This window comes from Alteromonas gracilis (assembly GCF_043642145.1).
Classification (GTDB): Bacteria; Pseudomonadota; Gammaproteobacteria; order Enterobacterales; family Alteromonadaceae; genus Alteromonas; species Alteromonas gracilis_B.
On sequence record NZ_JBHZRZ010000002.1, the window covers coordinates 71,736 to 87,469 of the forward strand.

13 protein-coding genes are annotated in these 15,734 nt (G+C 43.9%); 3 read left to right on the top strand and 10 right to left on the bottom strand.

The window, feature by feature from the left end; all coding sequences use genetic code 11:
* The 5 genes from fkpB to murJ form a co-directional block, all read right to left on the bottom strand.
* On the bottom strand, positions 1-468 hold the full coding sequence (gene fkpB, locus ACHUFN_RS04455; RefSeq protein WP_394221111.1) for an FKBP-type peptidyl-prolyl cis-trans isomerase: 468 nt from the start codon (positions 466-468) through the stop codon (positions 1-3).
* Positions 469-482: 14 nt separating this feature from the next.
* Complete coding sequence (gene lspA / locus ACHUFN_RS04460) at positions 483-1,031, bottom strand: signal peptidase II (RefSeq protein ID WP_394221112.1); 549 nt, start codon at positions 1,029-1,031, stop codon at positions 483-485.
* The gene (gene ileS, locus ACHUFN_RS04465; RefSeq protein WP_394221113.1) at positions 1,024-3,843 is read right to left on the bottom strand and encodes an isoleucine--tRNA ligase; all 2,820 of its coding nucleotides are present in this window, start codon (positions 3,841-3,843) and stop codon (positions 1,024-1,026) included. Before ileS ends, lspA begins: the two co-directional genes overlap by 8 nt.
* Positions 3,844-4,086: 243 nt before the next feature.
* Positions 4,087-5,007 carry a bifunctional riboflavin kinase/FAD synthetase gene (gene ribF / locus ACHUFN_RS04470; RefSeq protein ID WP_394221114.1) on the bottom strand — a complete coding sequence of 307 codons (921 nt, stop codon included), beginning with the start codon at positions 5,005-5,007 and terminating at the stop codon, positions 4,087-4,089.
* A gap of 116 nt (positions 5,008-5,123) precedes the next feature.
* Positions 5,124-6,683 carry a murein biosynthesis integral membrane protein MurJ gene (gene murJ / locus ACHUFN_RS04475; protein WP_394221115.1) on the bottom strand — a complete coding sequence of 520 codons (1,560 nt, stop codon included), beginning with the start codon at positions 6,681-6,683 and terminating at the stop codon, positions 5,124-5,126.
* A 452-nt stretch (positions 6,684-7,135) separates the two neighbouring features.
* Here murJ and rpsT point away from each other — a divergent pair, with 452 nt between their 5' ends.
* Positions 7,136-7,399: a 30S ribosomal protein S20 gene (gene rpsT / locus ACHUFN_RS04480; RefSeq protein WP_014950134.1), complete on the top strand. Its 264-nt coding sequence runs from the start codon at positions 7,136-7,138 to the stop codon at positions 7,397-7,399.
* Between the two features lie 192 nt (positions 7,400-7,591).
* Here the strand turns inward: rpsT and ACHUFN_RS04485 are convergent, their stop codons facing one another.
* The 4 genes from ACHUFN_RS04485 to ACHUFN_RS04500 all read right to left on the bottom strand — a co-directional run bounded on the left by ACHUFN_RS04485 (position 7,592) and on the right by ACHUFN_RS04500 (position 11,385).
* The gene (locus ACHUFN_RS04485; RefSeq protein ID WP_394221116.1) at positions 7,592-8,344 is read right to left on the bottom strand and encodes an SDR family oxidoreductase; all 753 of its coding nucleotides are present in this window, start codon (positions 8,342-8,344) and stop codon (positions 7,592-7,594) included.
* Positions 8,344-9,450, bottom strand: a complete 1,107-nt coding sequence (locus ACHUFN_RS04490; RefSeq protein WP_394221117.1) for a phosphotransferase family protein — start codon at positions 9,448-9,450, stop codon at positions 8,344-8,346. The genes ACHUFN_RS04485 and ACHUFN_RS04490 overlap by 1 nt, the downstream gene beginning before the upstream one ends.
* A 135-nt stretch (positions 9,451-9,585) precedes the next feature.
* A complete protein-coding gene (locus ACHUFN_RS04495; protein ID WP_394221118.1) occupies positions 9,586-10,404 on the bottom strand; it encodes an SDR family oxidoreductase in 819 nt (272 codons plus the stop codon).
* A 66-nt stretch (positions 10,405-10,470) separates the two neighbouring features.
* Positions 10,471-11,385 carry a bile acid:sodium symporter family protein gene (locus ACHUFN_RS04500; protein WP_394221119.1) on the bottom strand — a complete coding sequence of 305 codons (915 nt, stop codon included), beginning with the start codon at positions 11,383-11,385 and terminating at the stop codon, positions 10,471-10,473.
* A gap of 101 nt (positions 11,386-11,486) precedes the next feature.
* Between ACHUFN_RS04500 and ACHUFN_RS04505 the strand changes: the two genes are divergently transcribed.
* The gene (locus ACHUFN_RS04505; RefSeq protein ID WP_394221120.1) at positions 11,487-12,398 is read left to right on the top strand and encodes a LysR family transcriptional regulator; all 912 of its coding nucleotides are present in this window, start codon (positions 11,487-11,489) and stop codon (positions 12,396-12,398) included.
* Between the two features lie 45 nt (positions 12,399-12,443).
* Here the strand turns inward: ACHUFN_RS04505 and ACHUFN_RS04510 are convergent, their stop codons facing one another.
* Positions 12,444-14,462, bottom strand: coding sequence for a hypothetical protein (locus ACHUFN_RS04510; RefSeq protein ID WP_394221121.1), 2,019 nt, complete (start codon positions 14,460-14,462; stop codon positions 12,444-12,446).
* 294 nt (positions 14,463-14,756) lie between these two features.
* Here ACHUFN_RS04510 and ACHUFN_RS04515 point away from each other — a divergent pair, with 294 nt between their 5' ends.
* Positions 14,757-15,554 carry a UDP-2,3-diacylglucosamine diphosphatase gene (locus ACHUFN_RS04515; protein ID WP_394221122.1) on the top strand — a complete coding sequence of 266 codons (798 nt, stop codon included), beginning with the start codon at positions 14,757-14,759 and terminating at the stop codon, positions 15,552-15,554.
* The last annotated feature ends 180 nt before the right edge of the window (positions 15,555-15,734 follow it).

Here is a 15,734-nt window from a genome sequence, read left to right on the forward strand (position 1 = left end):
CTAGTTTGCACCTTTTGCTGATACGCCAGGTTTAACATCAACTATTTCGACGTCAAAAATAACGGTCTGCCCTGCTAACGGATGATTAAAGTCTACCGTAACTGAGTCACCCGCTGCACTACGAATAATGCCAGGAATTTCCGAACCGTCGGGCTGTGCGAAGGCCAAAATCATGCCCTCTTCTATTTTTAAATCAGCCCCGAAGCGGCTTCTGTCCATGTAATGAATGTTGTTCGGGTTAGGCTCACCAAACGCATCATTAGCCGCAAGGGTAAAGGCTTTTTTATCACCTTTCTTAAGCCCTAGTAAGCACGCTTCAAAATTTGGGGTAAGACTTCCATCACCCATTACCATTTTGGCAGGTTTGTTATTTACGCGGGTACTGTCAGCTGCAGAGCCATCTTCAAGTTTCAAATCAAAATGAAGAATAACTTCACTGTCAGCGCCAATTACTAATGAATCTGTCATAACCTTTCCAAATACTACTTGATGGTTTCGCTACTGTTTGCCGAGCCTGTTTTAGCGTCAGCACCGTTGTCTTCACTTTTTTTATCGCCATTTTTAAACATGTCGATAATGAGCAAAGCCGCGCCAATAAAAATAGCGCTATCAGCGATATTAAACGCAGGCCAATGGTAATTGTTTACGTAGAAATCTAAAAAGTCGATGACATAGCCATGAACAAGTCGGTCGTAAACGTTACCTAGTGCGCCACCTAAAATAAAAGCAAACGCGATGGGCAGCATTTTCTGCGAACGTGGCGACTGTTTAAGCCACCACAATATTACCACGCTAACGACTACAGCAATTGCTGTAAAAAACCAGCGTTGCCAACCGCCTGCGTTTTCTAAAAAGCTAAACGCAGCACCGTAGTTGTGTACGTAAGTAAAGTTAAAAAACGGCAGTATTTGTATCGATTGATACAGAGTCATGCTGTCAATAACGGTATATTTGCTCCATTGATCAAGGATAAACGCAAGGGCGCTTATCCATAGAAATCGCAAGCCAGTTTCGCGAAAAAGCTTAAGCATAGTGGCGCTCTTCTCCATCACCATCAATGTTGGTCACACAACGACCACAAAGCTCTTCGTGACCTTCATGTGAGCCAACATCTTCGCGGTGATGCCAGCAGCGCACGCATTTCTCGCCGCCTGCTTTGTTCACGCTTAACCACAAACCTTCAACGTCAGTGGATTTTGCATCAGACGGGGCGCTGTCTACTTTTGTAAGCGTAACGCCTGACGTAATAAGCACGAAACGAAGCTCGTCTTTTAGCTTGGCAAGCACATTGTACAATGACTCGTTAGCATAAAGTGAAATGCTCGCTTCAAGTGAACCACCCAGTTCGCCATCTTTACGCGCCTGCTCCATCGCTTGGTTTGCCGCGTCTTTCACACTTAACACTTGGTGCCAAAGCGCATCGTTGAAGGTTTCGCTTTGCGTGAAGCTATTAAAACCTTCGTACCAAGTTTCAGTGAATACGAACTCACTACGCTCACCTGGTAGTGTTTCCCAGATTTCTTGCGCAGTGAAGCTTGTGATTGGGGCCATCCAGCGCACCAACGCTTCAATAATATGATACATCGCAGTTTGGCATGAACGGCGCGCTAGGCCATCTGCTTTGGCCGTGTATTGACGGTCTTTAATCACGTCTAAGTAGAAAGAGCCCAGCTCAATAGAACAGAAATGCGTAAGTTTCTGAGAAACCACTAGCAAGTCATATTTTTCATACGCTTCGATAAGCTCTTCTTGTAGGGCCTTTGCACGGGCTACAATCCAGCGATCTAGCGCAACCATATCTTCTTCTGCGACCGCGTCTTCTACCTTAAAGCCGTTAAGGTTTGCAAGAAGGAAACGCGACGTATTACGTACACGGCGGTAGCTGTCTGCAGCGCGCTTTAAGATTTCATCAGACACTGCGATTTCGCCGCGATAGTCAGTAGAGGCAACCCATAGGCGTAAAATGTCGGCACCTAGTTTATTGGTGACTTCTTGAGGCGCCACAACGTTACCTACCGACTTAGACATTTTTCTGCCATGAGCGTCAACGGTAAAACCGTGAGTAAGCACTTCTTTGTAAGGAGCATGGCCGTGCATTGCTGTAGATGACATTAGTGAAGACATAAACCAACCACGATGTTGGTCTGAACCTTCAAGGTACAAATCTGCCGATGCTGGAATGTCGTCACGTTGGTCTACAACAAAGTAGTGTGTAACACCTGAGTCAAACCAAACGTCTAACGTATCAGTCACTTTCTCGTAGTTATCTAGCTCGCTGCCAAGTAAGGCTGCGTCGTCTAGGTCCCACCATGCTTGAATGCCTTTAGATTCAACTTCTAAAGCTACTTTTTCCATTAATGCAGCAGATTCTGGGTGAATTTCTCCCGTCAACTTGTGCACGTATAGCGGAATAGGCACACCCCATGTACGTTGACGCGAGATACACCAGTCTGGACGACCTTCAACCATTTTTTCGATGCGGTTTTGACCCCAATCAGGGATCCATTTAGTTTGCTTGATTTGTTCAAGAGACTCCGCACGAAGCCCTTTCTTGTCCATGCTGACAAACCACTGTGGCGTAGCACGGAAAATAATTGGTGTTTTATGGCGCCAGCAGTGTGGGTAGCTATGCTCGTATTTCACGTTTAAGACAAGGTTGCCCTTCTCTTTTACCGTTTCGATAATTTCGTCGTTTGCTTTAAATACAAACTGACCGGCAAATAGCGGCGTATTTTCAAGATAAACACCGTTATTACCTACTGGGTTGTACACTTCGATGTCGTATTGCTTGCCAACGTTGAAGTCGTCAACACCATGAGCTGGCGCTGTATGAACACAGCCTGTACCAGATTCAGTAGTAACGTGGTCACCAAGAATTAAAGGCACTTCAAGGTCAAGGAATGGGTGATTTACCTTTAGCTTATCAAGGGCAGCACCAGTACAGGTAGCAACTTCGCGGAAGTCTTCTACGCCGTATCGAGTCATGCAGCTTTCAAGTAGGTCTTGCGCCACAACCAGCCATTCATTTGAAGGCTTAAGCTCAACAATGGCATAGGTTAGCTCTGGGTGTAAACTAATGGCACGGTTTGCTGGGAGGGTCCATGGCGTGGTAGTCCAAATTACAACACCCGCTTTGTGCGCTGTAAGATCGTCTTCAGACACACCAAACGCTTGTGCAATAGCAGCCACGTCAGCCACCGGGAACTTAACGTCGATAGCAGGTGAAACTTTATCTTTATATTCCACTTCCGCTTCAGCAAGCGCTGAGCCACAGTCTGTGCACCAATGTACTGGCTTAAAGCCTTTTTCCAAATGGCCAGAATCAACTATTTTACTCAGCGCGCGAATGATGTCAGCTTCAGATTTGAAGTCCATGGTCTTGTAAGGGTTATCCCACTCACCAAACACGCCCAAACGTTTAAAGTCAGCCATTTGGCCGTCAATTTGCTTTTGTGCATATTCGCGACATTTTTGGCGGAATTCAGCAGCGCTGACTTTTTTGCCTGGCTTGCCCACTTTCTTTTCTACCATAAGCTCGATAGGAAGACCGTGACAGTCCCATCCAGGCACGTAGGGTGAATCGAAATCAGACAAAGTTTTCGACTTTACAATAATGTCTTTAAGAATTTTGTTAACCGCATGACCAATGTGAATATCGCCGTTCGCATAAGGAGGGCCATCGTGAAGAATAAAGGGCTTTTTACCTTTTTTCGCTTCACGAATTTTGCTGTATACCCCTTTTTCCTGCCAGTCTTTAAGCATTTTCGGCTCACGCTGAGCGAGGTTACCGCGCATCGGGAACGCAGTTTCTGGAAGGTTCAATGTGGCTTTGTAATCACTCATAAAATTGTATTATCCGGTTACCTTAATTTTCACCCAATGCAATAAAACATTGTGAAGGCGATATTCATTTTGCGATATGCACTTTTCGTTCTGCACAATTCAACGTTATGTTGTTATAACTATCACGAAAGCGGCTTAATTCTTTTGGCAAAGTGGTTCAGTGAACGCTAGTTGTAGAGGTTTCAAGATGCATGAAAGCGAACCCAACACCCCCAGTTTTCACTGCGACTTTACCATGTTTATCTATGCTAATAACAGACGAGCCTGCGCTGCATCTGCTTGAATCTGGTCTTTCAATGCTTCAAACGAAGCGAATTTAATTTCATCTCTGATTTTTGCCATGGGAAACACGGTGATGGGTTTTCCATACAAATCAGATGACAAATCAAAAATATGTACTTCTAGCTGATTTCTTACACCGTTAAGTGTAGGGCGAGTACCAATATTGGCTACACCGTTGAAGTGTTTTCCATCTACATCTACGCGAACAGCAAAAACACCATGGATGGGTGTCTTCTGTCGTTTTAGCATTACGTTTGCAGTGGGAAAGCCAATAGTACGGCCCTTCTTCTCGCCGTGAACCACCCTGCCATGAATAGCAAACGGACGACCTAACATTTCCGTCGCCAAGCCAAAATCGCCATCAGCAAGTGCTTCACGTACTGCTGTAGAGCTTATTCGGTGAGCGTGCATGGTAAAACTATGGGTGCTAACTACTTCAAATCCGTAGTGGCGGCCTGCTGCCTTTAGCATCTCGAAGTCGCCTTTTCGCCCGTTACCAAAACGGAAATCATCACCCACAACAAGAAACTCAACGCCTAGCTTGTCTACCAATAAGTCATGAACAAAGGTGTCTGCACTTTGTCTTGCAAAATCAGCATTAAACCTTACCGCCAACAGTCTATCAACGCCTTGCTGGCGCAATAGCTCGTATTTCTCTCGAAGCGGGCTAATTCGCGCTGGTGCCCTGTCAGGCATAAAAACTTCTTCAGGCTGTGGTTCAAAAACCATAACGGTGGCAGGAAGAGATAGCGATTTCGCTTTTTCAAGCACATTGGCCAGCACGGCTTGATGACCACGGTGTACACCGTCGAACTTGCCAATAGTGAGCACACACCCTTTGTGGTGCGGTTTTACATTGTTTAGCCCGCGGATAAATTCCACTGTTAGCCACTACCTTTTAACTGCTAGAAAATCAAAGCTCGCGATTATAGCCGACCGCGAGCACAATACCAAGCATACGCACCATTCTGATGAGGTGCCCGTGCTTATACTAAAAATTAACCGCCGCCGCTTCTGAAATGTCTAGGTCGCATGCCCAACACAACCATAGTCGTCATGAATAATAGGACCGACAGCGAAATAGTTACCCCTACTTCTAACATTTGGGCAGAAAGCGACAAATCAAAGAAGGCTAAGCCTTGGTCGCGGTAATAAATTAGCCCGCCCATCGCAGTACTGGCTATAACCACCCGTGCAATGAACAGAATTGATGTACGACTTAGCGCAAAAACGCCTTGGCGATGCAGTGTGATGTAAAGTAAAGCGGCATTGAGCGTAGCGGACATACTGGTTGCAACCGCCAGCCCTACATAACCAAACGGTATTGCAAGAACAACGTTAAACACCATGTTTGCCACCATACACCAAATACCAAATTTAACGGGTGTTTTAGTGTCTTGGCGAGAGTAAAACCCTGGGGCAAGTATTTTAACCAGCATAAAGCTAAGCAAGCCAAATGAATAGGCGGTAAGCGAGTAAGACGCCATGATGGCCGTTTCTGCAGTGAAAGCGCCGCGCTGGAAAATGACCGTTAATATTGGTCTTGCCATCACGCCAAGCCCCACTGCTGCTGGTATACCTAACAAACACACCATGCGAAATGCCCAGTCTATATTCGCGGCAAAAGCTTTGGGATTATTGCTCACGTGATTTCTTGATAGCGTAGGCAAAATTACGGTGGCTATTGCTATACCGAAAAGCCCCAATGGAAACTCAAGCAATCTGTCAGAGTAATAAAGCCAGCTAATTGAGCCAGTAACAAGGAAGCTGGCGATAAAAGTATCGAACAGCAGGTTTATTTGGCCTACCGACACACCGAACAGCGCAGGGATCATTAAAGTGCGAACCTTTACCACGTTTTCGTCGTGCCAGCCCCATTTTGGTTTTACCAATAGCCCAGCTCTGTATAGAAACGGTAGTTGAAACAAGAATTGAACGATACCGCCAATGAAAACGCCCCATGCTAGCGCGTAAGCCGGTTGTTCTAATGTAGGTGCTAAGTAAATTGCACACGCGATAATGCACACGTTTAGTAAGACAGGTGTGAAGGCTGCTACAGCAAACTTATTGAGCGTATTTAATACAGCGCCCGCAAGCCCAGTCAAAGAAATGAACGCTAGATAAGGAAAGGTAATTTTTAACATGGTCGATGCTAGTACAAATTTGTCTCCAGCTTCATCACCTTCAAGCCATGCTACAAACCACCCTGTACCGAAAAGCGCCGCAAGAACGGGAGAGGCAATAACACCTATAATTGATACCACGAAGACGATAGCGCCTAACGTACCGCTAATTTTGGCGACAAATTCACGCAGTTGCTTTTTATCATCGCCTTCGTGAACCTCAGTTAAAACGGGAATAAACGCTTGAGCAAACGCGCCTTCAGCAAATAACCGACGAAGAAAGTTGGGAATTTTGTTGGCAAAGAAAAATACGTCCGCTGCCGCCCCATCGCCCATTAACTTGGCTACAACAACATCGCGTACTAGGCCTAATACCCTAGAGACTAAGGTCATTATGCTGACGATAAGACCAGATTTTATTAACTTCCGTGACACGTCACATTTCCAATAAAGAGGTAAAAAACAGATTCACAGACAAAAGCGAATTGATAAAGCATCAAAGACTTTTGCTAAATGTTGTAAGGCAACATCAGGTTGCAAGCCAGCCATCATAACGAAAGGCCATGACAGGCGAAATGATTTATTCAAAATAGTTGTGCATCTTTAATAACTTTCTTGTTATAATCCGCGCCCGATATGGGGTGCACTTTTTATGCATGTCTGTCGCTTGAGTGTCCTAAAAGAATATCTAAGTGATAAATAATCAATCGATGTTCTCGCAGAAAATGTCGCAAAGAATGTGCAACGTGTTGAGCATACTTTGTGTTCAATAGCTTGCGCGTTTTAACGCGAAACGATTTAAGTTTTAAATCGTTTGACATTTGGGCGTTTGGTAGGCACAATCCGCACCCTCGTTTTTGACATGAATTTATTTTGGGAGTTACACCTTGGCTAACATTAAGTCTGCTAAGAAGCGTGCAATCCAAGCCGAAAAGCGTCGTCAGCACAACGCTAGCCGTCGTTCAATGACTCGTACAAGCATCAAGAAAGTTATCGCTGCTATCGCAAGCGGTGACAAAGAAGCGGCACAAGCTGCACTTACTGCTGCTACTCCAGTACTTGACAGAATGGCTACTAAAGGCTTGATTCACAAGAACAAAGCTGCTCGTCATAAGAGCCGTCTAGCTGCGCAAATCAAAGCACTAGGTTAATCTTTACGATTAGTAGTTAAAAAAGCGCCTTCTGGCGCTTTTTTTGTATCTCTTTTTTTACATCAGTTATCCCATCTTAAATAGCGTTGTCACTTACTGTGCAAACTGTACCTTGCCTCATATGGCGAGCGCGAGTTGCATAAGAACTCGCGCCACATGCTCAAGCTACATTTATCAGCAGCGCAACAGCCATCAACTCATTTTTCGAATAGTACTGGCAGGTGCGATACGCATTATCCAGTGCAGCAAAGCCCACGGCCAGCTTGGAACAAAAGCGTTCGCCTTTTCTTTATTAATTGCTTTCACCATTGCACGGCACCCCACATCAGTATCAACAATGAAAGGTACCTTCTCTACCTTTTCGTTTATTTCGCTGCGAATAAAGCCTGGGTGAATACAGGTAACGCTAATTGGCGTGTTCATAACATCCATTCTTATGCCCTCGGTCATAGAGGTTAACCCTGCCTTTGTAGCGGCATAAACTGTCATAGCACGTCTGAAACCACGGACTGCGCTAATGGATGAAATGGTTACAAGATGTCCGCTATTTTGCGCTCTAAAGATAGCCATTGCCGCTTCGCACTGAGCCAGTGCTGACACAAAATTAGTGACGGCCGTTTGTTTATTGGCATGAAAGAAGCCTGTACCTATTGAAGCTCCCTTGCCCATTCCAGCATTTACAATAACTCGGTCTAAGCTTCCCATATCGGCTTTAAAAGCATCGAACACTTCAAAAACGGCGTCGTGATCATTCACATCTAATGAGCGAATATACACTTCAATGTTCGGATTGATAGAAAGCAGCTCTTCTTTCAATTTTTCTAAGTTTTCGAAGCGTCTTGCACATAGTGCTAAGTTGCAACCCTGCTTAGCAAACTCAATTGCCATGCCTTTCCCTAGGCCAGAGCTTGCGCCTGTGATCAGAATATTGCGTCTTGTTGTCATTATCGTTTTCCTGATGCTTTTATGGCTTTGTTACAACGCCACATTAGATAGTGAATGAAAATCCAGAAATTTTTGAATGCTGGGTTATTAGTTTGCTTGTGGTGATAACGGTAGTAAATTTGCTGCGCAATTCCGGCTAAACGGAAAAGCCCATACACTTCATAGAAGGTAAAATCTTCAACGTCTATTTCCATCTCGTTGCAGTAATAAGCTACCACCTGCTTTCGCGTGAGCATTCCGGGCAAGTGCGTCGGCTGTCTTCGGGTAGACTGAGCTAAAAAGTCATCGTCTGCCTCAACCCAATACGCTAGTGTATTGCCTAGGTCCATTAACGGGTCGCCCAACGTTGCCAATTCCCAATCTAATACCCCAATAATACGTGTGTAATCGTCGGGTTTTAACACCACATTATCGAAACGAAAGTCATTGTGAGTAATACAAATACGCTCGTTTTCTGGCATGTTGTTTTCAAGCCAACGCATGATTTTTTTACCAGAAGGCACGTTCCATGTTTTTGCCTTGCTATATCGTGTACTCCAACCGCTAATTTGACGCTCGATATAGCCCGCTCCTTTACCTAAATGATCAACGCCTGCTTTTTGATAATCGACTTTATGAAGTTCTATCAAACTATCAAGCACATTCTTACAAAGCTGCTTGGTTTGTTGTTCAGACGTACTTAAACCTTTCGGTAAATTCTTACGCGGAATGACACCCGTAAACTTCTCCATCACGTAGAACTCGGTACCAATTACGCTCTCGTCCTCACAAAGCCCAAGCATCTCTGGAACGTAGCGATAAACGGGTTTTAGTGCATGCTGTAGCCGGTATTCACGGCCCATATCGTGCGCCCCTTTTGCCTTAGTGCCTGCTGGTGCTCTGCGCAGTATTAAGGACGTTTCTGGATAATCTAAACAATACGTCCAGTTAGACGCGCCTCCAGAATACTGAGTTACTTTGGGAAGCGCATTGCAATTGCGTATAGCGTCCGTTAGCAATGAGTCTGATGAACGGATATTCTCTTTCAGCCAATTATGAACGGCGCCCACTTCTAGTTCTTCGCCTGCTCTTACACTGTCGGCCTTGTCTACAACTTGTTGCTGCATATTTGTTTCTTCTAATTAGATTTGTGTTAGATATTTTCTATGTAAAGTGTCTGCTAAATCATCTTCTATAAATAAACGATGCTCTATAAAGCGGCATTAAAGGCTGCAAATTAAAGAGCGTAATGCAATATTCACTTACGACTGCTTTTCCATTGCCCGTTTCATCGATTTCGTCTGCGCAAGCATGTTATTGATGTAGCGCTGCATAGGTAACAATTTCTTTAAAATAAAAGCGCGTTTTCCGAGCTTATGAGTAAGAATAAGAAACTGCTTCTTACTAACTTGTTGATAGATTGACTCAGCCACTTCCTCTTTAGTCATATCAGCTTTAGCAAAAAACTTATTGATCATCTTATGCGACGCGGGATTGCTACTTCGCATAGACTCATCGAGGTTGGTTTTAAAGAAACTTGGACACACAACACTAACATCAATATTGTCGGGGCCAAGTTCTAATTTCATTGTTTCGGAAAATGAAACCACAGCGGCTTTAACTGCATTATAGCTTCCCATGTATGGAATAGGCGTTAGCCCTGCTTGAGACGCAATATTCACGAAATAGCCGCATCCCTGTTTTCGCATCAACGGAACGAAGGCTCTGGTTACTCTTACCATGCCTAGCACATTTATATCGAACACCCACTGCCATTGTTCAGGCGTTTCATCTAAAAGGCTACCGCCTGTCGCAACACCAGCATTGTTAAAAACAAGGTCAACTGTGCCCCACCGGCTCTCAACAGTTTGTGTTAAGGCCCTTACATCGCTGTCAGAAGTAATATCACAATGGATATAAAAAGCATTCGCGCCCAGCGAGCTCAACTCAGCCACCGCGTTATTGCCTCTTTCTTCGTTAATATCAGCGATACAGACGTCTAAACCCGCCACCTTTTTAGCCCAATGTACGGCAATAGCCCGACCTAACCCGGTAGCACCGCCAGTGATTACTATGCGCATGATGTATTTCCTAGTTATTATTCTTGGTTTCTTTTTCTCAATGTGACATTTCTGGACGTTACTAAACTACTGAACCAACTTAACTGGCTGGCCCTTTTTTGATGCTTTCTGAACCTCTTGTTCTCTTTTGTTTTTACGTTTGGCCCAAACAGCGAGTAGCGCAGGCCCAATATACATAGCAATACCATAAACACCTGGCGCAATGGCATAGTCTGGCGCATTTAAAAAGGTGATGCATATCAACATGGCCAATGCCGCATTTTGAACGCCAATTTCAATGGCTAGAGTGAGAGAGTCTTTGAATGCTAACTTCGAAACCTTAGCCAATAATAGCCCAAGCAGTACCGAAGAGAGGTTGAGCGTTAAACACACCAAAAATGCAGCTTCTAACGAGGATGCAAGGTTGTTTCTTTCAGACACAAGCACGCCAACAATCATCAACAGCATGAAGTACATGGAAAACTGTCGAAAAAAGTTCTCAGTCTTAGTCGCAAATGTTGTGTTAAACCGTCGAATGGTCATGCCGATAATTACAGGCAAAATAGACACACCCACAAGCCCTGTTACTGTTTGAATGATAGAGAATTCAGGCGCGTTTTCTTTTACGAAGTAATCGATAGCAAATTGAATAATGAAGGGGGTAGTAAATACACACGCAATGGTAGAAATAGCGGTAAGACTTACCGAAAGCGCGAGATTTGCTTTTGCGATGTGGCTGATTAAATTACTTGTTGTGCCACCAGGGCAAGCGGCTAAAATCATAACGCCAACGGCGATGTAATCGGGCAGGCCGAAAACAAAACACAGCCCCAGGGCCAGTAATGGCAGCAATACAATTTGCCCGATGAACCCTGTTAGCACTGCCTTCGGTGCTTTTAATAAACGGGTAAAGTCACCAATTGTAAGTGTTAGGCCCATACCAAACATTACGAATGCCAACGCAAGAGGTAACAATACCTCGGTAAGTACAGATGCCTGCATGTACACGCCCCTTACAAAAGAAACCTTTTATTAACATTTGAGCCAGTGTACTCTGTTTAACAATAAATAAAAATGATGCCTTATTATGGAAAGCCATAAATATGATGCATGGGAAGATCGATCTTAACCTCTTTATCGTGTTAAGAGCAGTTTATGAACAAGGTAGTATAACTAAAGCAGCAAGGCACCTTCATTTAACCCAGCCAGCCGTTAGCCATGCATTAGGCAGATTGCGAGTCAACTTCAAAGATGAACTGTTCGTCCGCCATGGACGACAAATGGTACCAACACCTTTATGCCAGAAAATCATTGCTCCAGTCAGTCAGGCCGTTGATGCACTAGAACAAACCATACAAGGTGATGTGACCTTTGATATTACTGCTTCGGCAAGGCAGCTAAAGCTGGGTCTGAGGGATATATTAGAATCGACGTTTCTTCCCACGCTTATGCCTGACCTTATTACCCATACTCCCAATATTTCGGTATGTAGCAGACAAGTCACATGGCCTGAGATAGAGCCGTTGTTAACAAAAAAAGAGCTGGACCTTGTGATTGACGTACTGGTTCCAACAAGTGAAGACATTTTGTCACAGTTTGTCTGCAACGAGCGCTTTGTCGTGGTGAGCGCACCAAACAACCCTTACCTAAAAAATCCAACAATAAAGGGCTACGCTGCTGCGCAACATATCTTGGTAACGCTCAAAGACTCTAAGCTAGATAGCGTGGAGCTCGCACTTGCCCAACATAACATGCATCGTAACATTGCACTTCAATGTGAACATTACTTTGCAGCTGTGCACGTCGCCAGTCAATGCTCACTTCTTCTGACAATGCCAGAGCGGTATGCCTATCAGCTTTGTGAAAAGTTCGACATTATAGTTTCTCCGCTTCCGTTTGAGGTCCCACTGCTACCGGTTTACATGTATTGGCACAAAAAGTATGCAGATGATTTAGTCAACAAATGGATGCGCAGTAAATTGATAGAAATTACCGATGTATTGGGTTTGAAATAAAAATGGCTGATATCAAATATCAGCCTCTGCAAAACAATAGTAGCTTTATAGAACAGGCAACGTCATTGTTCCTGAGCCAGTTTCACCCTCTTTTGTTTGATACTCGTAAGAGAAGGTCACGGTTACAGGGTAATCAGCTGTATTATCTTCAAGATAGATATTGATTGAACGTCTGTAGACGTGGCTACCGTCGGTAGCAGTCGTGCCAAGCATGATATTTTCGCTTGAATTGTTATCAACAATCTCATTTTCTGCAACATCTAGAGCCAAATAGGGAGTCGCCGAAACATAGCCATCTCTAACAATTTCATACTGTCTTTCTCGTGTATACACATTTCCATTTTCTGAGTAGCTTTGTGTATTCAAAATAAGATAGTTTAGCGATTCTATTGATGTAGGTAGTAGCACACTCACATTTCTGCTGTAAGGATATGCAGGATTGGCGACACCGGCAGTATTTTCACTAACGATCACAGCACCATTTGTGTAGTAGTTAAAGTTATCTAACACTAATGAATTAATATCAAAGTCACCAGCATCACCTGCAGGCGTGGTAAATGAGTACTCGTCTTCATACAATTCAGTTGCGAGCGTACCTGAAGCAGGGGTAACTTCGCCAATTTCATAACGGTATGACGTGTTCCCTTGTAAAGCGTCATCAGGAGTAAAGGTGTGCTTTATACCGCCTAATGCTTGGCTTGCTGTTACACTTACTTCTCTGTCTGTGCTTCTAACATACGTATACCCTGCTGGTACAGTGTCGTCCGCTGAATCATTTCCACGTGTAACGGTAACGTCTTCATACACTAAGCTAACTTCTTCACTGTCTATACTAACCGCTTCGCTGTAAAAAACAGAGTAAGCGAAGTCATCACTGTTTAAGTTAGACGTAATAAATTCAACAGTAGAACTTGGTACCACTTCACGCGCTACCAGCACAAGATTAAGTGTTTCTTCATCTGCAATGCTGTAGTAGCTATTAGAGTCATACCCAGACAAATTTACGCTAATACGCGTTTCGTTTGTTTGAGACGTTGTATACCTTGATAGCGAAATCCTACCCGTAGAATAAGTAACATCATCGCTAGTGAATGACGGCATCTCTATGTCACTATAATTGTTGAAAGGCACAGTCATTTCATGCACTTGCGCTTCGCTATCAAACGATGAATTTATTGTCTCATCTTCAATTTCAACAATAAATGCTGCTTCGTCTAACACATTTCCTTGCGTATCGATAAGTGTGATGGAGAGTGACTTTTCTTCATCGACAATAACCTCAGGTTCACCCAGTGTAATCTCTGATGCGTCCAATTCATTGGCATTGTAGATATACATTTTATCATCAACAATGCTCACAAAATCTAGAGAAGCAGTAGCGAAATCAGCTGCGCCGTCATCATCCAAGTCAATATCTGCACGCAAAGTTACTGCCAAGTCTTTTGGTAGCGTAATATCGTACTGTTGCGTCTCTTCGTTAAACGTTGTGCTATGTGCAAAATCAAACACGTTGCTAGTTGCCACACCTGAATATGAGAAACCAGTAAAAGAAAGACCGCTAATCGCTTCCCCAGTGCTCTCATCCATAACTGAGAAAGTCACATTAACAGGTTCAGATAGCATAAAAGTACCGATATCATCAAACCCTTCACCGGTGCTTACGGGGGCGGTTGTAATAAAGTATGCGCGGCTCATATAGCTATCATCAGAAGTTGATGCTACGACAGTCAAATCTGAACTTGATGGCAACCCTTCAATAGTAAACTGCCCATTGTCAGCTTCGACATTTTCTGCAAGTACTGATTCACCCTGATAAACAGTAACCAACACATTATCTACAGGTGCCTCGTTATCGACACCAACCACTAAACCAGAAAGCGTTACAGAAGTCTGACTATTTTCTAATTGCTCGGCTAAAAGGTTATTTTGTTCAGTCAGTACAGAGTTTTGTTGATTCAGTGCATCAACTACGCCATCGTTACTGTCGTCATCAACTTCAATACAGCCCGTTAGCGCAAGCGAAACAAATAGAGGAATTGGAGCGAGTTTTTTGTTTAACTTCATGTTTCATCCTTATACAAGTTTATTGCAACAAAAATAGTAAGGATGAAAGAAAACACGTTTAGGAAATGACAATAAAGCGGGAATATGTACTGCCATGTACATTGTCATACTTCATCCTTGATATGAACAGACTACCTATTATGAGGTAGTTTTTCACCTTAAATTTTCGAAAATGCTACTTCCATACAACAAAAAGCTTTTCCTGTGTGTCACACAACGGTCAAGCAAGCGTCACGGTAATGTAAATATGCAAACCTATAGTGAGGGTCCAAGGCATAGCTTTGGACCCTCACTATGAATAAAACACACTACCGTACACTTTGGCTTTCGGATATCCACCTGGGAAATCGCGATTGTAAAGCCGAATATTTACTTTCTTTCTTAGACAGTATTACTGTCGACACGCTTTACTTGGTGGGCGACATTGTAGATATGTGGCAAATGACCAAGCAGTTTCGCTGGCCGAAGGCGCACAACCAAGTCATGCATAAATTTATGCAAATGAGCCAAGAAGGTACACGTGTTGTTTATTTGCCGGGCAACCATGACGAACCCATCCAATCTTATTCTGGCATGGCCTTTGGCGATATAGAAATAGAGCGCGAGTTGGTGCATACCACGGCGTTAGGCAAGCGCTATTTGGTTTTACATGGCGATCAATTCGATGGCGATGTCACCATGGGTAAATTTCATGCTTGGATTGGCGATAAAGGCTATGATTTACTGCTTTTTTTGAATCGTGAATTCAACCGTTTTAGGGCGTGGCGAAAACGTGAGTATTGGTCACTGGCCGGATATATAAAAAAGCACATCAAAGGCGCAAATGAAGCCATTTCCCGTTATCGAGAAGCATGTTGTAAACGCGCTGAAGAAATGGGTTTAGACGGCGTAGTTTGTGGTCACATCCATCACCCAGAAAGCACCGTTGAAAACGGCATCCACTATATTAATGATGGAGACTGGATTGAGAACTGTAGTGCACTGACCGAAGACGACAAAGGCAATTTGTCCCTTGTTCACTATCTTGACACTCTCGAATCAGCTAACGTTACCTCAATAAATGTGAAGACGTCTCGCTCTGAAGCGGCATAGCTATTTGAGCAAACGAGTATTTTGCTTTTTTGTTACTTTGGCAGCGGGTAATAGCACTGCTGACGCCTTTCAACTTTTTGACACACCTAACGTTGAAAGGCCACCACGGCGCAGAGGTTTTACTTTTTCCTAAAGTTGCTGGCACTGTGGCTGATACCCATTCTCTACGCTGTCAAATAA